The organism is Ruegeria sp. D6 (genome assembly GCF_056534365.1).
On sequence record NZ_JBQFPH010000001.1, the window covers coordinates 287619 to 311933 of the forward strand.

The following is a 24315-nucleotide window of genomic DNA, read 5'->3' on the forward strand; positions in this document are numbered from 1 at the left end:
ATGCGACACCCTGCGCTTTTGCCAATGCGGTCAGAAAACGATAGGAGAGCGATCAGAAGCGACATTTGCCACCATGTGTCGCCGCGTGAAGGGACAGCCATGCGCCTGATCGACATACCACCTGTTTGGCTTGTGGGCTTTGCCTTGCTCGCCTGGGTCCAAGCCCGCGTGTTGCCGCTGGGGTTGTCTCTGGATGGGGCGGTGACAGATCTGCTCAGCGGCATACTGATCGGTGGCGGTATCATTCTGGCCGTGATGGCGGTGATTGAGTTCCGCCGGCACAAAACCACGGTCTTTCCGCACGAAACACCCTCGACCATGGTGCAGACCGGGATTTACAAGCGCAGCCGCAATCCTATCTATGTGGGCGATGCGCTGATCCTGACTGGGCTGATCCTGCGTTTTGACGCGGTGTTGTCGCTGGTGCTGATCCCAGTTTTTGTCTGGGTGCTGGAACGCCGCTTTATCATACCCGAGGAAGACCGTCTGCGCCGCACATTCCGCGCCGATTTCGCCCGGTATGAACGCAAGACCAGACGATGGATATAAGGGTGTGGTCATCATGACACAGCGTCATAATTGCTGCGCTTGCGAAATAATCTTGCGCAGGATACATGTCTGCTTGTCATTCTATGCCGAACACCCACCTGGCCTGAATCAAAAATTAGGGGGAACCGACTGGTGAAAATTGGGACGCCAAAGGAAACGTACAAGGGCGAGAACCGGGTCGCGATGACTCCGGACTCGGCTGTGCAGTTGCAGAAACTGGGCTATGAGTGCCTGATCGAAAAGGGCGCAGGCGCTGCTGCGGGGTTTTCGGACGCCGCTTATGAAGCCGCAGGCGTTGAGGTCATGAAGACCGCCGCCTCGCTTTGGAAGGCGGCGGATATTATTGCCAAGGTGCGTCAGCCCGATGCCACCGAACTGAAGCGTCTGACCAAGGATAAGACCCTGATTTCCTTCTTTAACCCGGCTGGGAATGAAGATGGGATGGAGGCCGCCAAATCCAAGGGCGCGACCGTGATCGCGATGGAGATGGTCCCGCGTATCTCGCGCGCGCAGAAGATGGACGCGCTGTCTTCGATGGCCAATATCGCCGGGTACCGTGCTGTGATCGAGGCAGGCAACAACTTTGGCCGTTTCTTCACCGGTCAGGTGACGGCGGCCGGTAAGGTGCCGCCTGCCAAGGTGCTGATCGTTGGTGCTGGTGTGGCTGGTCTGGCCGCGATTGGGACCTCAACCTCGCTGGGTGCGATCACCTATGCGTTCGACGTGCGCCCCGAAGTGGCCGAGCAGGTCGAATCCATGGGGGCTGAGTTCGTCTATCTGGATTTTGAGGAAGAACAGCAGGACGGTGCATCGACTGGCGGCTACGCATCGGTCCAGTCGGAAGAATTCCGCAACGCCCAGCTTGCCAAGTTCCGGGAACTGGCGCCCGAGATGGACATCGTCATCACCACGGCGCTGATCCCCAACCGTGAGGCACCTGAGCTTTGGACCAAAGATATGGTCGAGAGCATGAAGCCGGGTTCGGTCATCGTTGACCTTGCAGCGGAAAAGGGCGGTAACTGTAAACTGACGGTGCCGGATGAGAAGATCGTGACCGACAATGGCGTGACTATTATCGGCTATACCGACTTCCCCAGCCGGATGGCGGCGCAGTCATCGTCTCTTTACGCGACCAATATCCGTCACATGATGACTGACCTGACACCCGAGAAGGACGGCAAGGTCAATCACGACATGGAAGATGACGTGATCCGTGGCGCGACCGTGACCCATGAGGGCGAGATCACCTTCCCGCCACCTCCGCCCAAGGTGCAGGCGATTGCGGCACAGCCTAAGGCCGAGGTCAAGGAACTGACACCGGAAGAGAAAAGGGCGCAGGAAATCGCGGCCTTCAAAGCGCAGACCAAGCAACAGTTCACGTTGCTGGGCGTCGGCGGTGCGTTGATGTTGCTGGTGGGGTTGATCGCTCCGGCCAGCTTCATGCAGCATTTCATCGTCTTTGTGCTGGCAATCTTTGTGGGCTTCCAGGTGATCTGGAATGTGAGCCACAGCCTGCACACACCACTGATGGCGATCACCAACGCGATCTCGTCGATCATTATCGTTGGGGCCTTAATGCAGATCGGATCGGGATCTTTCCTGGTCATTCTGCTGGCGGCGCTGTCGGTCTTCATGGCCGGAATCAACATCTTCGGCGGCTTCCTCGTAACCCGGCGCATGCTCGCCATGTTCCAGAAATCTTAAGGAGGCCGGGCACATGGAATTTGGCTTCACTACTGCCGCCTATGTCGTTGCGGCTGTCCTTTTCATCCTGTCTCTGGGTGGATTGTCGAACCAGGAAAGCGCCAAGCGGGCGGTCTGGTATGGCATTGTTGGTATGGCGCTGGCGGTTTTTGCCACGCTGGTTGGTCCGGGTTCAGGCCTGTGGCTACTGTCGTTGCTGCTGATCGCGGGCGGTGGTCTGATCGGTCAGTACGTGGCGCAACGCGTGCAGATGACCGAGATGCCGCAGCTTGTGGCCGCGATGCATTCGCTGGTGGGTCTCGCGGCTGTGTTCGTGGGATTCAATGCCCATTTCGAGATCGGCAATGTGGCGCAAGTCATGGCGATTGCTGACAGTGCGTCTCAGGCGGACCTGTCCGATCTGGGGGCGTTCGCCAAGCTGATCGCGAAGAAGACCGCGGCCGAACTGGCGATCCTGCATGTTGAGCTGTTCCTCGGTATCTTCATCGGTGCGATCACCTTCACTGGATCGGTCGTGGCTTATGGCAAGTTGGCGGGCAAGGTGACCTCGGCGGCGACCAAGCTTCCGGGCGGTCATGCTCTGAACGCGGGTGCGGCTGCTTTGTCGTTCATCTGCCTGATCTGGTACACCAATTCGGGCGGTTTCTTCCCGCTGTTCCTGATGACGCTGGCAGCGCTGTTCATCGGCTATCACCTGATCATGGGCATCGGCGGGGCCGACATGCCGGTGGTTGTGTCGATGCTGAACAGCTATTCGGGTTGGGCGGCTGCGGCCATCGGCTTCTCGCTAGGCAACGACCTGCTGATCGTGGTTGGTGCATTGGTGGGCTCGTCTGGTGCGATCCTGTCCTACATCATGTGTAAGGCGATGAACCGTCACTTTGTCAGCGTAATTCTGGGCGGCTTTGGTGGCCCGCAGGGCGAACAGATGGCTGTTGAGGGTGAACAGATCGCCATCGAGGCAGATGGTGTCGCGGCGGCGCTGAATGATGCAGATAGTATCGTCATCATCCCCGGCTATGGCATGGCCGTGGCGCAGGCGCAGCAATCGGTGTCCGAGCTGGTTCGCAAGCTGCGCGCCAAGGGCAAGAACGTGCGCTTTGCGATCCACCCCGTTGCCGGTCGTCTGCCGGGCCACATGAACGTGCTGCTGGCCGAGGCGAAGGTGCCGTATGACATTGTTCTGGAGATGGACGAGATCAACGACGACTTCCCGGATACGGATGTGGCCATCGTGATTGGCTCGAACGATATCGTGAACCCTGCGGCGCAGGAAGACCCGAACAGCCCCATCGCCGGGATGCCGGTGTTGGAATGCTGGAAAGCCAAGCAGGTGTTTGTGTCCAAGCGTGGTCAGGGCACCGGCTATTCGGGCATCGAGAACCCGCTGTTCTTCAAGGAGAACACCCGCATGTTCTATGGCGACGCCAAGGCTTCGCTCGACAAGTTGTTGCCCATGATCGATTGATCAGAAGGGACAATCTGATTGCAAAGGGCGCCTGAGGGCGCCCTTTTCTTTTGTGATGAGATGGGGGCTTGCCTCCAACCCCCTCAAGGTTTTTTAGCCATATGAAGCAAGCGGGCTGTGTTAAACTTGGCGAGTGTTCGGGATAGTCGGAGGCAGACCATGCAGAAGGTAAATGGAATTGGCGGGATATTCTTTCGGGCCCGTGATCCGCAGGCGTTGAGTGCTTGGTATGAGAAGCATTTGGGCGTCAATCACTACGATCCTGTGCCCTGGAAGCAGCGGGAAGGATATACGGTGTTCGCACCCTTTGCGCAGGACACCGAGTATTTTGGCCGCTCCGAGCAGCAATGGATGATCAATTTTCGTGTCGATGACCTGAGCGCGTTTATCGACCAATTAAAGATCGCCGGAATCACCGTCGAGACGAACCCGGAGTGGGACAGCGAGGTCGGGAAATTCGCCCGCATCCACGATCCTGAAGGCAATCCCATCGAGCTATGGGAGCCGAATCAATAAGATAGCGGGATTGTATACCGTTGTATCCTTGTAAGTAATTGAAATAAATAAACAATTGATGTTGTGTCGGTCTGCCTTATAGTGCCGGTGATACACCGGAGCCTTACATGACGCCCATAGACAATCATCCGCTTCGCTATACGCTGGCCAATGAACTGCATGCACGCCCATTTCCGGTTGCACCCTTACCCAGCACGGTTGTGTTTCTGGCGATCAAGAAGCCCAAAGAAGCGGTTACGCGCGATCGTGGCGAGGATATGGCCCACCTGATCAATCTGCTGGATCGCCACGGCGCGCAGCACCCTCAGCCAGAAGCCACTCACTACGCGGGTCAGATCGGGCGTCATTGGCTGAAATGGGAACAACATACCGAGTTTGTGACCTATACCGCGATCACTCCGAACGTCAGTGAACGTGCATTCAATCCGGCAGACTTTGAGGTGTTTCCTCCAGACTGGTTGATGGCGAGCCCGGGGCAGCGGGTGACATCGGCCTTAATTCGCGTGGTCGAGTACGAGGGAGATGAGGCGGCAAAGGCTTCGCTGGCTCAGTGGTTCGAGCCGGAAAGCCTTGCGGTGGCGCGGGTGCTGGATGATGCCGCGATCTGCGCTTGTGATTTCCGAATTGATCCGGCGGGGCATATGCGGCTTGCGATGTTTGTCAAGAAAGGCACCGGGCGGCGTCGGACCGGGCGGATCGTTCAGCGGCTGTGCGAGATTGAGACCTACAAGGCAATGTCGATGCTGGGATTTGCACGGGTCAAGCAACTGATGCCGCGCATCGGCGAACTGGATGGTCAATTGACCCGCCTGATGGGGCAGATGTCCGATGAAACAGCGCACCCAGACGAATTGTTGCCGGATCTTCTGTCTACCTCGATCGAGCTTGAGACACTTTCGGCACGGTGTTCTTTTCGGTTCGGCGCCACGGGTGCCTATGAGGCGATTGTCAATCAGCGCATCGAAGTGTTGCGTGAACAAAGATTCAATGGACGTCAGAGTTTTGCCGATTTCATGATGCGTCGTTATGACCCCGCGATGCGGACGGTTAAATCAACCGAGCGACGTTTGCAGGCCTTGTCCGACAGGGCTATTCGCGCCGGCGACCTGTTGCGTACCCGTGTCGATGTCGAACGCAGCGCTCAAAATCAGGCTCTGCTGGAAAGCATGGACCGGCGTGCTGATCTGGCCCTTAGATTGCAGCACACAGTCGAGGGATTATCTGTGGTGGCGATCAGCTACTATGCGGTGTCTCTGGTCAGCTACTTGCTCTACCCACTGACGCAGGCCGGGATTAGCAAAGGGATGCTGACGGCAATTGTGACCGTGCCTGTCATCCTTGCCGTTTGGTTCGGGGTGCGCCAGATCCGGAAGCGAATTGAATAAGCGGTCTATGCCGGGCGACGAATGATCTGTAGAACGGGTGGCGTTTGGCAGATTTTATGAGGATTCCCTGTGATCGGTATTGTTGCGGCGTGGCGGGCTGTGGCCGCCATGTTTATCCTGAACGGTGCGCTGTTCGGCATCTGGGCATCGCGCATACCTGCGGTTCGGGACAGGCTGGATCTGACGCACGAGGCGCTAGGGCTTGGTTTGCTGTTCATGGCAGCAGGGGCCGTTTGTTCGTTTCCGATCACGGGCCGTTTGACGGACAAGTTTGGGGCGGTGGCGATCACGCGGGTGATCGCGGTTCTCTACACCTTTTCCCTGATCCTTTTGGCTCTCGCCGGCGGGTTCTGGTCGCTTGCGGCGTTTCTGTTTGTATTCGGAGCCTTCCATGGCTCGATGGATGTTGCGATGAACGCCTGGGCGGCAGAGGTCGAACAGGCCTATGACAAGCCGGTCATGTCGTCCTTTCACGCGATGTGGAGCCTTGGAGCCGGACTGGGAGCGCTCAGCGGATACGGTGCCGTACAGATGGGGCTGTCGGTGTTGCAACATTTTCTGCTAGCGGGTGGCGTTGTCGTCGCGCTTGCGCTTGTTTTGTCTTGGGTACGCTGGACTTCGAAACGATCGGCTTCAAAACCTGGATCGGTGTTCGCTTTGCCGTCGGGTGCCCTAATCCTTGTGGGTTTCACAGCGCTGTGCGGCGCTTTGGGCGAGGGGGCTGTTGCGGATTGGAGCGCGATTTTCCTGCGTGACGTTACCGGTGCGGCTGAGAGTATCGCGGCGTTAGGCTATGCGGTCTTCTCGGTCACGATGGTTGCGTTCCGGCTTGCGGGCGGGGTGGTGATCGCGCGTTTCGGGCCTGTTGCAACAGCACGATTTGGCGGCGTTTGCGCCGCGCTGGGCGTGTTTGGCGTGGTATCGGCGGGAGGGGCAGGATTGGCTTTGGCGGGTTTTGCTCTGATGGGAGTGGGCTATGCGGTAATCATGCCTCTGGCCTTTAGCCGCGCGGCCAACGACCCGCATGTCCCGCCCGGACAGGCGATCGCAAGCGTCGCGACTTTGGGATACGGAGGTTTATTGATTGGGCCGCCTCTGATCGGATTTCTGGCCGAGTTGATGACGCTGAGATTTGCCTTTGCAGTTCTTTTACCGCTGGCCGTTCTGATCATCGTATTGGCCGGCGCGCTGAAGCGCGCCGACTAAGTTCGCTTAACGTCCGCGAATACGTGGATCCAGCGCATCGCGCAGGCCGTCACCCAGATAATTTACACTGAGGACGGTTAGTGAGATCGCCAGTCCGGGCCAGAACACGCGCTCGGGGTATTGCTGAAGATAGTCGACGCCATCGAAGAGCAGCCGACCCCATGTCGGGAAGTCCGGCGGAAATCCGAGGCCGAGGAAGGAAAGCGCGCTTTCGGTGATGATCGCAGTTGCAATCCCCAGCGTGGCCGACACCATGATCGGAGACAGAACATTCGGCAGGATGTGCCGGGTGATGATCTGGCCATTGCTGGTGCCGATGGACCGGGCGGCCAGAACGAACTCACGCTCTTTGATCGCCAGCACATCGCCGCGCACGATCCGCGCTGTGGGCATCCATGAGGTGATGCCGATGGCGCAGACGATCAGGATGAAGATTCCACGCTCTAACCCGAAGGCAGCAGATAGCGGCTCGCGGAAGAGCAGCATCATGACCAGCAGCAGCGGTAGCAACGGCAAGGCCAAGAACAGATCCGTCAGGCGCATCAGTGGGCCATCCAGCCGTTTGAAAAACCCGGCCAGAACACCGATGAACGAGCCCAGAAACAGCGCCAACAGCATCGCGGTGATGCCGACTGACACCGATGTCTGACCGCCTGACATCATGCGAGCTAGGATATCGCGGCCCAACTGGTCGGTGCCAAAGGGATGCGCCCAACTGGGGCCCTGATTGCGCGAACGGATGTCGATCTGAGTGGGGTCGATGCTCCATAAGTATGGGCCCAAATAGACGCCTGCGACGATGAAGATGAACAGAATCGCTCCGATCATCGCGCCTTTGTGGGTCTTGAACTGATCCCAGACATCGCGCCATTGGCTCCGTGGTGGGGTGGCCAGTTCTTCCATCACATCGGTGGTTGGCAGCGCTGTCGAGGCGGGCGCAAGCCCTTCGTCCGGGACCAGTGTATCGGTACGATCATGATCAGTCATAACGAATCCTCGGGTCCAGAATGCCATAGAGAACGTCGGCGATCAGATTGAACAGGACGATCAGCACGGCAAATATGAAGGTCAGGGTTTGGACCATCGGTAAGTCATTGGCCTGAATAGCCCCGATCAGCAACTGGCCGATGCCGTTCACTTTGAACACCTGCTCGGTAATGATCGCTCCGCCGAAGATGGCCGGAATACCCAGCGCGATAACGGTGACCACAGGGATCATCGAGTTGCGCAGGACGTGGACCATGACGACCGTGTATTCGCTGAGGCCCTTGGCGCGGGCAGTGCGGACATAATCCTGATTAAGGTTGTCCAGCATCGAGGCGCGCATGAATCGGCTGAGCTGCGCGGTGATCTGCAGAGCCAGGACCATGACCGGCATGATCATCTGTTTCAGTTGTACAACAAAGCTGTCCCAGCTGTTGACCACATGGGTAGTGTCATAGATCGACGGGAACCACCCAAGCTGGACTGAGAAGATCACGATCACCAATACGCCCGAGAAGAACGGCGGTACCGAGAAGCCGACCATCGACACGAATGTGCCCATCTGGTCGAACCAGGAATACTGCCGGTAAGCCGAATAGATACCGATGGGCAGAGCGATCAGGATGGCGACCACATAAGCGGTGCCAACAACCCACAGGGTCTGCGGGATGCGCTGAACGACGATGTCCATGACGGGTGAGCGGGTCTGCCACGAAATCACGCGCAGGTCACCTTCGGAGAAGGTTGTGCCAAAGATCGAGTCGACCAGAACCTGCGGTTCGATCCAGAAGAACTGCACGATCCATTTCCAGAACCGGATATGCATCGGCTGACCGAGGCCCAGTGCCTCGCGCATCTTCTCTTTGACTTCGGGAGGGACGGTAAGTGGAACCTGCGCCATCGGATCGCCGGGTGCGAGTTCGAGGAGCAGGAAGATGACGAGGCTGATGAACAGTAGCGTGGGAACGGCCAGCACCAGTCGTCTGATGGTAAAGTTGAGCATTAAGAGGCGCCTTTATATGCGTCTTCTTGTTGGAGTGGTCTGCAAATGACCGCGCCCCGATATGGGTCGGGGCGCGGTTTTGCAAGATTAACGCTTAGGAACCGGTCTTGCGGTACCAGTCCGCAATGTTCCACAGCTCGCTGTCCCAAACGTTCAGGACAACGCCACCCAGCGTGTTAGCGTGTGCCGACAGTCGACCACGGTGCACCAGCGGGATCATTCCGCCATTTTCAACCATGATGTCGTTCAGCTGACGCGCGATCTGCGCGCGCTCATCCGCACCTGCGGTTTCGGCCAGCTTGCCATGCAGCTTGTCGAACTCTTCGTTGCAGAAACGGCTGATGTTCTCGCCCTGCCACTGGCTTTCAGGCTTGGGTGCCTTGTCGCACAGGCCGTTGCCCAGATAGGACTGCGGGTCAGTGCCGTTGAAGGTGTTGGCATACATTTCAACGTCGGCATAGAACTTCTGGAAGGTGTCAGGCGAACCCGGATCACCACCAAAGAAGACCGAAGCATTGATGTTGCGCAGCTCAGTTTCGATACCGATTTGGCTCCACCATTCTTTGATCAGCGCCTGGAAGTCCTGGCGAACTGCGTTGGTAGAAGTCTGGTAGACAATCTTCAGCGGTACACCGTCTTTTTCACGGATGCCATCGCCATCGGAATCAACGATACCCGCGTCATCCAGAAGCTTCTTGGCACCTTCGATATCTTGAGTATCGCAGCTGAATGTGTCGGAATTCACCGCGGCAGGCGCAGGTACCCAGTTGCAGGTAACCTTACCGGCCTGACCGTAGCCGATTTCAACCAGCAGCGGCCGGTCGATGGCCAGCGACATGGCCTTGTAAACAGCAGGGTCCTGCAGGAACGGGTGCGGATGCGTTGCAGTCGAACGCTCGCCCTCCGGCAGATCTGGCGACGGGTTGGTCTGGTTCAGCATGATGCGTTCCACCAGCGGGCCGAAGCCTGCGACCGGAGTACCTTTGCCGCCTTCCTGCATCTGCGCGATCACTTCAGGCGCAAGCTGCAAGTTCCAGGCATAGTCAAATTCGCCGGTTTCCATGACCGCACGACCAGCAGCAGTTGCATCGCCACCGCCTTTGAATGTCACCGTTGCGAACGCAGGCTTTGCCGGGTCACGGTAGTTATCATTGGCCTTGAAAGTGATCACGTCATTTGGCTTGAACTCGGTGACAACAAACGGGCCTGTGCCGATCGGGTTAAAGTTCTGCTCGGTGCATTCGGGCGCTTTGGCTCCCATGCAATCCGCGAACTGTGCCGCCTGGATGATCGGGCTCTCACCACCCACGAACGGGCCGTAAGGGAACGGGGTCGGCGCATCGAATGTGACTTTGACGGTCAGATCATCGACAGCTTCGACATTGGTGACACCTTCAAATTTGGTCACCTGCGCACAACCGCCCTCTGGGTCCATGCAATAGTTTGCAGTGAATACAACATCAGCGGAGGTGAATGGCGTGCCGTCTGACCAGGTGATTCCCGGCGCGATTTTCCAAGTGATCGAGGTCAGGTCTTCGCTGACGCCACCATTTGCAACTGTCGGAATTTCGGATGCCAGGAACGGAACCATTTCGCCATCTTGATTGTACCGGGCAAGCGGCTCAATCACTAGCGACGCGGATTCCACATCCTTGGTGCCACCCGAAAGGAACGGGTTCAGGATCGATGGGGCTTGCCAGTAAATGATGCTGACATTGCCGTCCGATCCGCGCTCGGCCATGGCCATCGGGGCCATTGCCGTGCTTGCAATCGCACCAAGCAAAAGGGTTTTGATTTTCATCATACACTCCATGTTGGACACATACGTGTCTCGATTATCTCCGCGATGCCCGCGGGTTAGGCGTGGCCGTCAAAAGGGATAAGGATTTGGAATCAAACGGAAACGATTGTATCGCCTTCGTGTATTCAGACCTCTCCCCAGAACGGTTACGCGGCGTATCGAAACAGAGTTTTGGAAAATTGCAAGCCTTGCCTTGCGAAATTTGACCTATCGGTTTGACTTTTCACATCTGCCCGCCTTAGCGTTTGGCACCCAATCCGAAAAGCCGCCAAGGGGAGAGCGCGCGTGCTGGATCAGCCAATTGCCCAGATCAAAAAACTGCGGGTCGAATTTCAAACTAAAGATGGCCCAGTGGTGGGCGTCGAGGACGTCTCGTTCGAGGTCAACCCAGGCGAAACCGTCTGTATCGTGGGCGAATCGGGGTCGGGCAAATCAGTCTCATCTCTATCGCTGATGCGCTTGGTCGAGTTCGGCGGCGGTGAAATTGCTGGCGGGCAACTGCTTTTCGATCGCCGCGGCGGCGAGGAAATGGATCTGTCCCACGCCGATCAAGATCTGATGAAGCAGATTCGCGGAAATGAGATCGGAATGATCTTTCAGGAGCCGATGACGGCCTTGAACCCGGTTTTCACCGTCGGACGGCAGCTCACCGAAGGATTGCGAATCCACAAGGACATGAACAAAGCGCAGGCCGAAGAGCGCGCGCTGGAATTATTGCGTCAGGTGCGCATCCCCGAGCCCGAGCGACGTTTGAAGCAATATCCGCATGAACTGTCCGGTGGCATGCGCCAGCGTGTGGTGATCGCCATGGCCATGGCGTGTGAGCCTCGCCTGCTGATTGCGGATGAACCCACTACTGCATTGGATGTGACCATCCAGGCCGAGATTCTGGCGCTGATGGACCGCCTGAAGCGCGAGACAGGTACGGCGGTGATGTTTATCACCCATGACATGGCTGTGGTCGCGCAGATGGCGGACCGCGTGGTGGTTATGTTCCGCGGCAACAAGGTCGAGGAAGGCACCGTCAAAGAAATCTTCGAAAACCCGCAGCACGATTACACCAAGGCGTTGCTGGCGGCGGTTCCGAAATTGGGCGAGATGCAGGGCAAAGCCGCGCCCGAGCCAATGAAACTGCTGGGTGAGGAAGGCCAGAAGATCGCTCCGATCCCGGGCACGAACGAAGTGTTGCTGACGGTCAAGAACCTGACCACGCGATTTGCGGTGAAAGGCGGATTGCTGCGTCGGACCATCTCGAACGTGCATGCAGTCGAAGATGTCTCGTTCACGCTGAACCGGGGGCAAACACTCAGCCTCGTTGGCGAATCTGGGTGTGGCAAGTCGTCGGCAGGGCGCTCGATCCTGCGGTTGGTGGAGCCGATGGCGGGTGAGGTTGATCTGGACGGTGTCGACATCATGAAGCTGGACCAGGCCGGCCTGCGCAAAGCGCGGCTGGACATGCAGATGATCTTTCAGGATCCGTTCGCCTCGCTAAACCCTCAGATGCAGTTGGTTGATCAAGTCGCTGAACCGATGCGGAACTATGGGGTTGCCTCGGGGTCAGAACTGCAGGACCGGGTAGCGCAACTGTTCGACAAGGTGCAACTGCCGCGCAGCTTCATGCGCCGCTTCCCGCATGAGATGTCGGGTGGTCAGCGGCAACGGATTGCGATTGCGCGAGCACTGGCGCTGAATCCCAAGCTAATCATCGCGGATGAGGCCGTTTCGGCGCTGGACGTCTCGGTTCAGGCGCAGGTGCTGAACCTGATGATGGAGCTGCAATCGGAACTTGGCCTAAGCTATCTGTTCATCAGCCATGACATGGCGGTGGTCGAGAGGGTCAGTCACCATGTCGGTGTGATGTATCTGGGCCGCATTGTCGAACTGGGTCCGCGTGCTCGGGTGTTTGAGAACCCACAGCACCCTTATACGCAGGCGCTGATGAAGGCGGTTCCGATAGCCGATCCGAACAAGCGCAAGTCGGAAAAAGACTTGAACTTCAAACCGATCCCGTCGCCAATTCATCCGATTGGATACGCGCCCGAACCCTCGCAATACAACGAGGTTGAACCGGGCCATTTTGTTTTGACCACTGACAGCGGATATTGACCCTCATGGCTGAGCGCCTGTCTCCGCTAGAGATCATGACTAAGCTGATCTCATTCCCGACTGTCAGTCGCGATACGAATTTACCGTTGGTGGATTGGGTCGAGGCGTATCTGCAAAGCCACGGGATCGAACCGCATCGTTGGCCTGATCCGGATCAGCCGCATAAGGCGGCTCTGTTCGCGCATGTCGGCCCGTGGGAAGAGGGCGCGATTGTCCTATCAGGTCACACTGATGTTGTTCCCATCGATGGCCAGCCTTGGTACACCGATCCATTTGTCGTGACCGAGAAAGATGGCAAGTATTTCGGGCGTGGCACCTGCGACATGAAGGGCTTTGACGCGCTGGCGATCTGGGCCTTGGTCGAGGCGCATCACGCTGACACCAAACGCCCCCTGCAACTGGCGTTGAGCTTTGATGAAGAGGTTGGCTGCACCGGCGCGCCGCCGATGATCGCCCACATGCAGGAGGTTCTGCCCAAAGGATCAGCCGTGATTGTGGGCGAGCCGTCGATGATGCAGGCCGTCACCGGCCATAAGGGCGGGTTTGGCTTTGACACGCATGTGGTGGGGTTCGAAGTTCACAGCTCAATCATGCACACAGGCGTCAATGCGATCATGGAGGCCGCGCCGCTGATCAATTGGGCCAATGATCGGAACGCCGAGAATATGGCGGCGCAACCTTCAGACATTGCGTCAGTGTTCGATCCGCCTTGGACTACCTGCCATGTTGGTATGATCGAAGGCGGAACCGCGCATAATATCACTGCCAAAGACTGTCGCTTCATGATGGATTTCCGCACCGTTCCGGACGATGAAAAATCGGTCTGGCAGAAGGCCTATTTCGATAAGGTTCGTGAAGTCGAGGCGCGGATGCAAGCGGTTCATCCCGACGCCCGGATCGAGCTGTCCGAGCATTTTTCGATCCCAGGTCTTGTGCCTGAAGAAGATGGCGAGGCTGAGACGCTGGTGCGCGCGCTCACCGGTGACAATGCGACACATGTGGTAAGCTATGGCACCGAGGCGGGGCAGTTTCAGGAAGCTGGTTATTCCGCTGTTATCTGCGGCCCAGGTGATATCGCGCAGGCCCATCAGCCGAATGAGTTCATTACGATTTCTCAATTCAACGCAGGTCAAAAATTTATGGAGCGTCTGGTAAAGAGGCTCTGCGAATAACATCTCAAAGGAGAGGTTAAAGATGCCCGTCAAGAACCGGCTCGCCGAAATGCATGGCGAGATCACCAAATGGCGCCGTCACCTGCATATGCATCCCGAGCTGATGTACGATGTGGAAGAAACGGCAGGGTTTGTGGTCGACCGACTGAAGGAGTTCGGTGTGGATGAGATCACGCCCGGCATCGGCAAGACTGGCGTGGTTGCCGTCATCAAGGGACGTCGGGATACGCTAGGCCGTGTTATCGGGCTGCGTGCCGACATGGATGCGCTGCCCATTCAAGAGGCGACGGGGCTGGACTATGCTTCGACGGTTTCTGGTAAGATGCATGCCTGTGGTCATGACGGTCATACCTCGATGCTGTTGGGCGCCGCGCAGTATCTGGCCGAGACGAGGAATTTTGACGGTACTGTTGTTTTGATTTTCCAGCCTGCCGAAGAAGGCGGGGCAGGTGGTCTGGCCATGTGTCAGGACGGGCTGATGGAGCGCTGGGGTATTCAGGAAGTCTATGGCATGCACAACATGCCGGGAATGCCGGTTGGTGAGTTTGCCATTCGACCAGGCGCATTGCTGGCTTCTTCGGATGAATTCGAAATTGTTGTAACGGGTAAAGGCGGTCATGCTGCCGCCCCGCATGAGGCGGTAGATACAACGCTGATTGCGTCGCACATTGTTGTAGCTTTGCAATCAGTGGTGTCGCGTACCGTGGACCCTATCAAAAGGGTGGTGCTGACCGTCGGGACTTTTGAAACCGATAGTGTGGCCTCGAATGTGATTGCCCATACGGTGCGGTTGCGGGGAACTGTTCGCACACTTGACCCAGAATATCGAAAGGTCGCTGAAGAACGCGTGCGCCGGATCGCCGAAGACACTGCCTCGGCCTTTGGAGCTTCGGCTAAGATGACGTGGACACCGGGCTATCCGGTGACGGTGAATTCGGACGATGAAACCATCTATGCTGCTGAGGCCGCGCAGGTCGTGGCAGGCAAGGTCAATGACAGCACCGATCCAATCATGCCGTCAGAAGATTTTGCTTACATGCTTGAAGAACGGCCCGGAGCCTACATCTTTATCGGAAACGGGGACACGGCCATGTGCCATCACCCGGAATACAACTTCGACGACGACGCCATTCCCGCCGGTTGCAGCTGGTTTGCTGAGCTGGTGGAACGACGATTACCCGTCGCCTGATTTGGGAGGATCAGATGCCAATCAAGAACCGACTTGCCGAAATGCACGAAGAAATCACCGGTTGGCGGCGGGATATTCATCAACACCCTGAGATCCTCTATGACACCCACCGCACCAGCGCCTTGGTGGCTGAAAAGCTGAAAGAGTTCGGTTGCGATGAGGTTGTGACGGGCATTGGCCGCACCGGAGTTGTTGGCGTCATCAAGGGCAAGACCGACACGCAGGGTCGTGTGATCGGCCTGCGTGCCGATATGGACGCGCTGCCGATGCAGGAGCAGACGGGCCTTGATTATGCCTCGAAAACCGATGGCGCCATGCATGCCTGTGGCCATGATGGCCATACGGCGATGGTGTTGGGCGCGGCGAAATACTTGTCTGAGACGCGGAACTTCGACGGCACGGCCATTGTGATTTTCCAACCAGCGGAAGAAGGCGGCAATGGAGCCGAAGCGATGTGCAAAGACGGTCTGATGGATCGGTTCGGCATTCAGGAAGTCTATGCCATGCACAATGTGCCAGGTGTGCCGACGGGGCAGTTCGCGATCCGGTCTGGCCCGCTGCTGGCGGCTGCGGATGAGTTCGACATTCATCTGGAAGGTCGAGGCGGCCACGCGGCGAAACCGCATGAAACAATTGATACTACAGTGATGTTGTCGCAACTGATCGTGGCACTTCAGACCATCGTGTCGCGTAACGCGGACCCTATTTTACAGGCGGTTCTGTCTGTGACTTCGGTCGAGACCTCATCCAAAGCGTTCAATGTGATCCCTCAATCGGCGCAGGTGCGCGGTACTGTACGAACGCATTCGAACGAAATGCGCGACCTGATCGAGACGCGGCTAAGCGAGGTGGCTGAGGGTATTGCTGAAACCTTCGGTGGCACTGTCAAAGTCTCATACACGCGTGGAGTTCCGGTGACGATCAACGCCGAAGAACAGACGGAATTTGCCGCTGAGGCCGCCATTTCCGTAGGTGGCAGCTGTGATGAAGCGCCCATGGTGATGGGCGGCGAAGATTTCTCGTTCATGCTGGAAGAACGCCCCGGAGCGTTCATCGTGCTGGGCAATGGCGACAGCGCCGGGCTGCACCACCCTGAATACAATTTTAACGATGAGATCATCCCGATGGGATGCTCATGGTTTGCCGAAATGGTCGAGCGCCGGATGCCGGCGGCTTGAATTAGGAGAGAGAAGACATGCCAGTTAAGAACCGCTTTGCCGAATTGCAGGCCGAAATCACCGAATGGCGACGGGATATTCATGAAAACCCCGAGATTCTGTTTGAAACCCACCGCACCAGTGCTTTGGTCGCGGACAAACTGAAAGAGTTCGGCTGCGACGAGGTCGTTACCGGGATCGGTCGCACCGGGGTTGTCGGTGTGATCAAGGGCAAATCAGACTCGAGTGGCAAAGTCATCGGTCTGCGTGCTGATATGGATGCGCTGCCGATTCACGAGGCGACGGGGTTGGATTACGCCTCGAAAACCGATGGGGCGATGCATGCTTGTGGCCATGATGGACATACGGCGATGCTGCTCGGGGCGGCGAAATACCTTTCGGAAACGCGTAATTTTGACGGTACTGTAGTGGTGATCTTCCAGCCCGCTGAAGAAGGTGGCGGCGGTGGTCGCGAAATGTGCGAAGACGGCATGATGGCGCGCTGGAACATTCAGGAAGTCTACGGCATGCACAACTGGCCGGGCCGTCCGGTCGGCAGCTTCTCGATCCGTCCGGGTTCGTTCTTTGCCGCGACCGATCAGTTCGACATCACCTTTGAAGGTCGCGGTGGCCACGCCGCGAAACCGCAGGAGACCGTGGATACGACCGTGATGACCGCGCAGGCCGTGTTGGCGTTGCAGACGATTGCCTCGCGCAATGCCGACCCGATCGATCAGGTCGTGGTGTCTGTGACATCGTTCGAGACTTCCTCGAAGGCGTTCAATGTCATTCCTCAAACAGTGCAGATCAAAGGCACCGTACGCACCATGAGCAAAGAGATGCGCGATCTTGCCGAGAAACGGATCAACGAGATTTGCGCAGGAGTTGCAGCGACCTTTGGTGGCACGGCGGATGTGACCTATATTCGTGGCTATCCGGTGATGGTGAACAGTGACGAGCAGACCGATTTCGCGGCCGAGGTGGCGAAATCGGTCTCGGGCAGCTGTGACGAGGCGCCCCTTGTCATGGGGGGTGAGGATTTTGCCTTTATGCTCGAAGAGCGTCCGGGGGCTTATATTCTGGTGGGCAATGGAGATACGGCCATGGTTCATCATCCCGAGTATAATTTCAACGACGAGGCCATTCCTGCCGGGTGTAGTTGGTGGGCCGAGATTGTTGAGCAGCGGATGCCTGCTGCTTGATGGAAAGGGTGGGGGCTCTGCCCCCCCCCCCCCCCCGAGGTATTTTTAGCCTGATGAAGAGGGATCGGTGTGTTTTGTCAGCCGAGAGACAGGCGGGAGCAGAGCGCTTCGATCACCGCATCCAACGCCGAACTCTGTGTTTTCACGCAGGCATCGGCCGCCATTCGAGCGGTGTGCAGTTCGGCTTTGTCCGACAGCCAGAGGGTGACAGCATCTGACAATGCGTTGGCCGAGTTGATCCGGACGGCGCCGCCCGTTTTGATGAGCGGCTCAAATGTCTCGGCAAAATTGAAATAACCAGGGCCGGTGATCACCGCAGCCCCCGCCTGAACCGGTTCGAACGGGTTATGGCCGCCGATCTCTTTCAGCGATCCCCCCAGGAAAACGATGGGGCAGAGGGCGTACCAGGTTCCAGTTTCACCCAATGTATCCGCGACATAGACCTGTATGTCTGATGCTATCTGTTGGTCAGCGCTGCGTCGTGCATGCGAAAGTCCAGCATCTCTCACCAATTTAGCAACGTCGTCTCCACGCTCCGGATGGCGAGGGATCAGCAGCAATAGCAGGTCGGGCCAGCGCTGTAGCAACGCTTTGTGGGCTGCCAGAACCGTTTCTTCTTCCCCTGCATGGGTCGAACTGGCAATCCATAGCGGGCGACCATCTATCTGCGCTTGGGTTTTGGTCAGGACATCCTGATTTACGGGCAGCGGGTCAGACATGGCCTTGAGGTTGGTGCCGGGCTGTACGCGATCCGCGTCGGCACCAATTGCGATCAGATTAGCGGCGGTTTTGTCGTTCTGGGTCAGAAATACCTTGAAATGATCCAGAATGAAGCGCGCAGTGTTCGGGCGCTTGTTCCAACTATCCACTGATTTGTCAGATAGCCGGGCATTCAAGAGCGCCAGTGGCGTGCCGCGATTTGCGGCCTCTACGATCAGCCGGGGCCAGATTTCACTTTCTACAAAGATGCCTGCATCGGGTTTCCAGTGGTCCAGAAACTCGCGCACCGGAGCGGCGATGTCCAATGGCGGATATTGGTGGCGCGTCCGGGCAGGCAAGCGCTTAGCAATCAACGTCGCCGAGGTCGGGGTGCCTGAGGTGATGAGAAACTCAGCATTCGGCAGGCGCTGCCCCAGACGGTTGATCAGGCTTAGAACCGATAGGCTTTCACCCACACTGGCCGCGTGAAACCAGATCAGCTGCCCATCTGGGCGCGGCAAACTGGCATGGCCAAGCCGTTCTTGCTGGCGGCTTTCGGGAACACCCGCAGCGTGCAGTTTGTTGCGTACTTTTCGCCAAATCAGGGGTTCGGCAATAGATATGAGACCGCAGTACAGTTTGTACAGCAGCGTTCGCTGCGCGGGTGTGCCGGGCATCTCAGCCGCCCGTATGACTCATGTGGCGGCTCATCTGACCGTCGACGGCTTGCCGGGAATAGTCGAAATCATGGCCCTTGGGCTTGAGGTTGATGGCTGCACGGATCGCGTCTTCCAACGGTTTCTCGGTATCGGGATGATCGCGCAGGGGTGCGCGCAGATCAGCCATATCTTCCTGGCCAAGGCACATGTAGATCTCACCAGTGCAGGTCAGGCGTACGCGGTTGCAGCTTTCGCAGAAGTTATGGCTGAGTGGCGTTATGAAACCGATCTTTTGTCCGGTCTCCTCAAGCCTGACATACCGCGCCGGACCACCTGTCCGTTCGGCCAGATCAGTGACCGTATAGTGGTTCTGGTATTCCTTGCGGACGTCCTTGAGCGACCAATACTGATCCAGCCGGTCTTCGTTGCCTATGTCGCCCATGGGCATCACCTCGATCCAGGTCAGATCCATATCACGTTCGGCACACCATTCGGTGATCTTGGGTAGCTCGGGCTCGTTGAACCCTTTCAGAGCGACAGCGTTGATCTTGATCCGCAGGCCAGCCTTCTGCGCTGCGTCAATGCCGTTCAGCACCTGTTTCAGGCGGCCCCATCGGGTGACCTTGGCAAATTTGTCTTCATCCAGCGTATCGAGCGATACATTCACGCGCCGCACGCCCGCTGCGTAAAGATCATCCGCAAATCGGTGCAATTGTGATCCGTTGGTTGTCAGCGTCAGCTCCTTCAGGGCGCCGCTGTCCAGGTGTCGGGTCATGCTGTTGAAGAATGACATGATGTTTCGCCTAACCAGTGGTTCGCCCCCGGTGATGCGCAATTTCTCGACGCCCAAATTGACGAAAGTCGTGCACATACGATCCAACTCTTCCAGAGTCAGAAGGTCTTTCTTGGGAAGAAACTTCATATCTTCGGACATGCAGTAGACGCAGCGGAAATCGCAGCGATCCGTAACGGAGACGCGAAGATAGGTGATGGCGCGGGCAAACGGGTCTATAAGCGGAGCTGTCATGGCTCATAGGTAAAGCGGAGGCATGTTCGCGGCAAGTGCCATCTGCGTTTTGGACTGGTACAGTTAGGCGCAGCGCTCTAGGTTTTGTGTTATGAAATATGCTTTGGTTTTAGCTTTTAGCCTCGTTGCCGGTTGCGATGCCGTTCGGTCCACGACGGATCGGGTGTTCGGAAGTTCATCCAACGAGACGGCGGCTGAACCCGTTACAGCAGAGGCGACGGAGGTAACTCCTGAGCCTGTGGCTGCCGCAGGGTGGTCTGGCGCCAAAACGACCGTTGCCGGGCTGGGCGATCCCAACACACCGGGGCGCTGGTTGCAGACGCCTCTGGTACAAACTGAAATCAACGGCCGCGTGGTTGTGCCGCGCACGGGTGCGCAGGCCTATGTCACGCTTGTTCCCGCACCAGGCCCCGAAGGCGGTGGCGGACGGCTGTCGCTTGAAGCCATGCGCGCGCTGTTGGTGCCATATGACGAGTTGGTGGAACTGGAAGTCTATTCCGACTGAGCGCGCAGGTATTTCCCAGCCTCTTTGCGGGCAAAGGGTTTCATGTTTGCGCCGTGCGTTTCCAGAAACGCGACTACGCGCTCTGGATCATGCTTTGACAATTCGCGCAGCCACCATGCGATGGCCTTCTGGATAAACCATTCCCGATCGGAGACATACGTGGCAGCCCAGCCGAGTATACGGTCACGGCATGCCAGGTCTTTCGGTTTGGGATGGTTCTGTTTGGTCCAGGGCAAGGTGGCGACCAGCGCGGCGCGTTTGGTCCACATGTGGCCCGACGTAGTCCAGCGTTCGACCTGATCCAGCCGGGTTGGATCCGCCGAAAGACGCTTTTGCATCGCCATACAGGCATGATCGGCCACTGCCCAGGCGTCAAAATCCGGTAGCCAGCTTTGCAGCAGGTCCCACACCGCGTCATCCGGTCGGATACGGGCTTGGGTCAGCAGCTTTGCTGCCGCGACCCGCGCCTCGTGAATGTTGGTCTGCCACAACCCATCGGCGACGGAGATGCGGTCAGCGACCTCAAGTTCGCGTCGCCACGCCTTGGTCAGATCGTTCAGAACCGGGTTCGGAACACCCAGATAGGGGCGGTCTACCTTGTGATAGGCCGCCACCTGTTCTGCGCGTTCGGGATCGGCATGGGCTTTGATCTGATCAAGATAGGCTTGCATACCTGATCACTCAACCGTGACGGATTTTGCCAGATTACGGGGCTGATCAACATCTGTGCCTTTGGCCACCGCCGTGTGGTAGGCTAGCAATTGCGCGGGCACCGAATAGAGAATCGGGGCAAGGCTGGTGTGCACATGTGGCATACGGATCGTGCTCCAAACTCCATCTTCTGCCTCAGCGATACCGTCATCATCCGAGACAAGGATAACCTTGCCCTTGCGCGCCATCACCTCCTGCATGTTCGAAACTGTCTTGTCGAAAACTGCGTCGCGCGGTGCCATGACAACAACCGGCATATGCTTGTCGATCAAGGCGATGGGGCCGTGCTTCAACTCACCCGAGGCATAGCCTTCGGCGTGAATATAGCTGATTTCCTTGAGTTTCAGCGCGCCTTCCATCGCCAGCGGGTACATGAGGCCACGGCCCAGGAACAGCACGTCGCGCGCCTCGGACAGGCGCTGGGCAGATTGGCGAATAGCGTCATTTTGATCCAGCGCAGCATTCAGAACAGTCGGCAAACCGCGAAGGGCGGCCGCGTGATCGGCGATCTCTTCATCGCTAAGCGTGCCTCGATCTGCAGCGGCCTTGAGGGCAAGCATCAGCAACACGCTAAGCTGACAGGTGAACGCCTTGGTCGAAGCAACACCGATCTCAACACCCGCATGGATCGGCAACGCCACATCGCTTTCGCGCGCAATCGAGCTTTCCGCGACATTCACGACCGAGACAATCTTGTCCGCCTTGCCCTCGCAATAGCGCAGGGCAGCAAGCGTGTCGGCGGTTTCGCCCGACTGGCTTACAAACAACGCCAACGTCCGGTCCGAGATTGGAGGCTCGCGATAGCGGAACTCGCTGGCGATATCGACTTCAACCGGCATCTTGGCCAGCTGTTCGAACCAGTATTTTGCCGTCAGGCAAGCATAGAATGCCGTGCCGCAAGCCACCATGGTCAGACGGTCCAGCTTGGTGAAATCCAGACCGTCGCCGGGCAATACAACCTGATCGCCTCCGGTCGGAAGATACGAGCGGATGGCTTCGGCCACCACAACAGGCTGCTCGGCAATTTCCTTGGCCATATAATGCTTGTGGCCGCCTTTGTCGGCACGGGTCTGATCGATTTGAATCTGCCGAATTTCGCGGTTGGCAAGCTCTCCCGATTCGGTTCGAATCTCAAGCGAAGTGCGGGTCAGAACCGCCCGATCGCCTTCCTCAAGATAGGTGATGCGATCCGTCAGGGGGGCCAGCGCGATCGCATCAGACCCAACAAACATCTCACCGTCGCCGTGACCAATTGCAAGGGGCGAGCCCTTGCGCGCCGCAACAATCAGGTCTTCTTGACCGTCGAACAGAAAAGCGAGCGCAAAGGCGCCCTTAAGCCGATCAATGGTTTTAAACGAGGCGTCGACCGGAGAGAGACCTTCGGACATGTACCTTTCCGTCATCAAGGCAACGGTTTCAGTGTCGGTATCCGTCACGAAACCGACCCCATTATCGGCCAGTTCAGCCCGCAATTCACGATAGTTTTCAACGATGCCGTTGTGCACTACGGCGACAGGCCCGGCCTTGTGCGGATGTGCATTGTTAACCGATGGGGCACCATGGGTGGCCCAGCGGGTATGACCGATACCGGATTTACCCGGAAGGGGGTTGTGAACCAGAAGGTCGCTTAGGTTCACCAACTTGCCGACGGCCCGTCGGCGGCCCAAAGCGCCATCGTTCACGGTCGCAATACCGGCGCTGTCATAACCGCGATATTCAAGCCGCTTCAGTGCTTCGACCAGGATAGGGGCAGCTTCGTGACTGCCCAGAACACCAACAATTCCACACATAACTCAGGCTCCTTTGTCGCGGCGAGCCTTCTTCGCCTTCAACATTTCAAACAATTTACGCGCATAGCCGGGTTTGTTTTCCTGCTTGGAACGCGCTACGGCCAATGCGTCTGGCTCAATATCCTTGGTCACTACGGTCCCCGTGGCGGTCATTGCGCCATCACCCAGAGTGACCGGGGCCACCAGCATCGTGTTCGATCCGATGAACACGTTTTCCCCGATGGTCGTTTTATGCTTCATCACGCCGTCATAGTTGCAGGTGATGGTTCCCGCACCAATATTTGTCGCCGCCCCGACTGAGGCATCGCCGATATAGCTGAGGTGATTCACCTTAGCGCCTTCGGCGATTTCGGCGTTCTTGATCTCGACAAAGTTGCCAATTTTGGCGTTTTCAGCCAGCTCTGTACCCGGACGCAGCCGGGCATAGGGTCCGACCACCGAACCTCGGCTGACATGGCAGCCTTCGAGATGTGAAAACGCCCGGATCGTTGCGCCGCTTTCCACGGTCACTCCGGGGCCGAAAACCACATTGGGTTCAATGACAGTGTCGCGGCCAATTACGGTATCTGCGGCCAGATACACGGTTTCAGGGGCCATCAGTGTGACCCCCAGATCCAGCAATGCAGACCGTGCTTGCACCTGAAACACCGCATCAGCCGCCGCCAGGTCAGTGCGCGAGTTGACGCCCAGCGTTTGTGCCTCGTCACAGGCCACAGCGGTCACGTTCAGCCCCCGGCTGCGGGCGATTTCAACCACGTCGGTCAGGTAGTATTCACCTGAGGCATTGTCACTTCCAACGGCATCGATCAGCGAGAACAAAGTTTCAGTATCACATGCCAAAAGACCAGAGTTACAGAAGGTTATAGTGCGCTCTTCATCTGTGGCATCCTTGAACTCGACGATCCGCTCTAGGGCGTCTCCGTTCATCACAAGGCGGCCATAACGGGCGGGGTCTGCAGCTTCGAAACCAAGAATGACCAGATCGTTTTTTGCGCGCGCTTCGATCATCCGCTGCAGGGTGTCGGGCTGTAGAAACGGGGTGTCACCATAGAGGACGACCACATCCCCCTGAAAGCCCTCCAGCGCTGCACACGCCTGCGCAACCGCGTGGGCGGTGCCAAGTTGTTCTTCCTGCACCGCAATGCTGGCGTTTTCATCTTCGGCTTCAGCCACACGCGCGACTGCTTCCGCACCGTGGCCGGTAACAATCACCGTGCGCTCGGGCGACAGGACAGCACCGGCGCGCATGGCGTGAACCAGCATTGGGGCCTGAGCGATCGGATGCAGGACTTTGGGAATATCAGAGTTCATCCTTGTGCCTTTTCCGGCGGCAAGAATGACAAGGGCAGTGCTCATGAAATCGTTTTCTCTTTTGTTTTGTCGCCGCCCGTTTTATCCGCTGTGGGCAAAGGCGCAAGCGGTTCAGCCATCAAAGAAGATTGCCGTTTGCAACACGACATGGCGGAAACCCGCCGGTTCAGG

Annotated in this window: 20 protein-coding genes; 12 read left to right on the top strand and 8 right to left on the bottom strand. The window is 57.6% G+C overall.

Annotated features, from left to right (window positions below):
- Positions 1-99 precede the first annotated feature (99 nt).
- The 6 genes from ACR0A1_RS01410 (at position 100) to ACR0A1_RS01435 (ending at position 6828) form a co-directional block, all read left to right on the top strand.
- On the top strand, positions 100-549 hold the full coding sequence (locus ACR0A1_RS01410) for a methyltransferase family protein (protein WP_223117760.1): 450 nt from the start codon (positions 100-102) through the stop codon (positions 547-549).
- A 132-nt stretch (positions 550-681) separates the two neighbouring features.
- Positions 682-2253 carry a Re/Si-specific NAD(P)(+) transhydrogenase subunit alpha gene (locus ACR0A1_RS01415; protein WP_170564888.1) on the top strand — a complete coding sequence of 524 codons (1572 nt, stop codon included), beginning with the start codon at positions 682-684 and terminating at the stop codon, positions 2251-2253.
- Between the two features lie 13 nt (positions 2254-2266).
- Positions 2267-3721, top strand: coding sequence for an NAD(P)(+) transhydrogenase (Re/Si-specific) subunit beta (locus tag ACR0A1_RS01420; protein ID WP_170397117.1), 1455 nt, complete (start codon positions 2267-2269; stop codon positions 3719-3721).
- 159 nt (positions 3722-3880) lie between these two features.
- Positions 3881-4237, top strand: a complete 357-nt coding sequence (locus tag ACR0A1_RS01425) for a VOC family protein (RefSeq protein ID WP_480865943.1) — start codon at positions 3881-3883, stop codon at positions 4235-4237.
- 107 nt (positions 4238-4344) lie between these two features.
- Positions 4345-5622, top strand: coding sequence for a DUF3422 family protein (locus tag ACR0A1_RS01430; RefSeq protein ID WP_170404096.1), 1278 nt, complete (start codon positions 4345-4347; stop codon positions 5620-5622).
- Between the two features lie 69 nt (positions 5623-5691).
- Positions 5692-6828 (top strand): MFS transporter, encoded by a 1137-nt coding sequence (locus ACR0A1_RS01435; protein ID WP_170397111.1) that lies wholly within the window; start codon positions 5692-5694, stop codon positions 6826-6828.
- 6 nt (positions 6829-6834) lie between these two features.
- Here the strand turns inward: ACR0A1_RS01435 and ACR0A1_RS01440 are convergent, their stop codons facing one another.
- The 3 genes from ACR0A1_RS01440 to ACR0A1_RS01450 all read right to left on the bottom strand — a co-directional run bounded on the left by ACR0A1_RS01440 (position 6835) and on the right by ACR0A1_RS01450 (position 10616).
- Positions 6835-7815, bottom strand: coding sequence for an ABC transporter permease (locus tag ACR0A1_RS01440; protein ID WP_170397109.1), 981 nt, complete (start codon positions 7813-7815; stop codon positions 6835-6837).
- Positions 7808-8815 (bottom strand): ABC transporter permease, encoded by a 1008-nt coding sequence (locus tag ACR0A1_RS01445; RefSeq protein WP_170397107.1) that lies wholly within the window; start codon positions 8813-8815, stop codon positions 7808-7810. The genes ACR0A1_RS01440 and ACR0A1_RS01445 overlap by 8 nt, the downstream gene beginning before the upstream one ends.
- 94 nt (positions 8816-8909) lie before the next feature.
- The gene (locus ACR0A1_RS01450) at positions 8910-10616 is read right to left on the bottom strand and encodes a peptide ABC transporter substrate-binding protein (RefSeq protein ID WP_170397105.1); all 1707 of its coding nucleotides are present in this window, start codon (positions 10614-10616) and stop codon (positions 8910-8912) included.
- A gap of 285 nt (positions 10617-10901) precedes the next feature.
- On the opposite strand from ACR0A1_RS01450, the gene ACR0A1_RS01455 reads away from it, so the two are divergent.
- From ACR0A1_RS01455 to ACR0A1_RS01475, 5 genes are read left to right on the top strand one after another with little or no spacing between them, the layout of a single operon-like run.
- A complete protein-coding gene (locus tag ACR0A1_RS01455; protein ID WP_170397103.1) occupies positions 10902-12722 on the top strand; it encodes an ABC transporter ATP-binding protein in 1821 nt (606 codons plus the stop codon).
- A 5-nt stretch (positions 12723-12727) separates the two neighbouring features.
- A complete protein-coding gene (gene argE, locus ACR0A1_RS01460; RefSeq protein ID WP_480865946.1) occupies positions 12728-13894 on the top strand; it encodes an acetylornithine deacetylase in 1167 nt (388 codons plus the stop codon).
- 22 nt (positions 13895-13916) lie between these two features.
- Positions 13917-15083, top strand: a complete 1167-nt coding sequence (locus tag ACR0A1_RS01465; protein ID WP_480865948.1) for a M20 aminoacylase family protein — start codon at positions 13917-13919, stop codon at positions 15081-15083.
- A 14-nt stretch (positions 15084-15097) separates the two neighbouring features.
- Positions 15098-16261, top strand: coding sequence for a M20 aminoacylase family protein (locus ACR0A1_RS01470; RefSeq protein ID WP_170397097.1), 1164 nt, complete (start codon positions 15098-15100; stop codon positions 16259-16261).
- 17 nt (positions 16262-16278) lie between these two features.
- Positions 16279-17442 carry a M20 aminoacylase family protein gene (locus tag ACR0A1_RS01475; RefSeq protein WP_170511235.1) on the top strand — a complete coding sequence of 388 codons (1164 nt, stop codon included), beginning with the start codon at positions 16279-16281 and terminating at the stop codon, positions 17440-17442.
- Positions 17443-17519: 77 nt separating this feature from the next.
- On the opposite strand, the gene ACR0A1_RS01480 is transcribed toward ACR0A1_RS01475, so the two are convergent.
- Together ACR0A1_RS01480 and moaA are read right to left on the bottom strand one after the other, a co-directional pair.
- A complete protein-coding gene (locus tag ACR0A1_RS01480) occupies positions 17520-18818 on the bottom strand; it encodes a 3-deoxy-D-manno-octulosonic acid transferase (protein ID WP_480865951.1) in 1299 nt (432 codons plus the stop codon).
- Position 18819: 1 nt separating this feature from the next.
- The gene (gene moaA / locus ACR0A1_RS01485) at positions 18820-19827 is read right to left on the bottom strand and encodes a GTP 3',8-cyclase MoaA (protein WP_170404063.1); all 1008 of its coding nucleotides are present in this window, start codon (positions 19825-19827) and stop codon (positions 18820-18822) included.
- A gap of 91 nt (positions 19828-19918) precedes the next feature.
- Between moaA and ACR0A1_RS01490 the strand changes: the two genes are divergently transcribed.
- On the top strand, positions 19919-20332 hold the full coding sequence (locus tag ACR0A1_RS01490) for a hypothetical protein (RefSeq protein WP_170404060.1): 414 nt from the start codon (positions 19919-19921) through the stop codon (positions 20330-20332).
- On the opposite strand, the gene ACR0A1_RS01495 is transcribed toward ACR0A1_RS01490, so the two are convergent.
- The 3 genes from ACR0A1_RS01495 to glmU are packed head-to-tail and all read right to left on the bottom strand — an operon-like array spanning position 20320 to position 24189.
- A complete protein-coding gene (locus tag ACR0A1_RS01495; RefSeq protein WP_480612870.1) occupies positions 20320-21003 on the bottom strand; it encodes a DNA alkylation repair protein in 684 nt (227 codons plus the stop codon). The genes ACR0A1_RS01490 and ACR0A1_RS01495 overlap by 13 nt on opposite strands.
- 6 nt (positions 21004-21009) lie before the next feature.
- Positions 21010-22833 (bottom strand): glutamine--fructose-6-phosphate transaminase (isomerizing), encoded by a 1824-nt coding sequence (gene glmS / locus ACR0A1_RS01500; protein WP_480865953.1) that lies wholly within the window; start codon positions 22831-22833, stop codon positions 21010-21012.
- Between the two features lie 3 nt (positions 22834-22836).
- Positions 22837-24189, bottom strand: coding sequence for a bifunctional UDP-N-acetylglucosamine diphosphorylase/glucosamine-1-phosphate N-acetyltransferase GlmU (gene glmU / locus ACR0A1_RS01505; RefSeq protein ID WP_480865955.1), 1353 nt, complete (start codon positions 24187-24189; stop codon positions 22837-22839).
- Positions 24190-24315 lie beyond the last annotated feature (126 nt).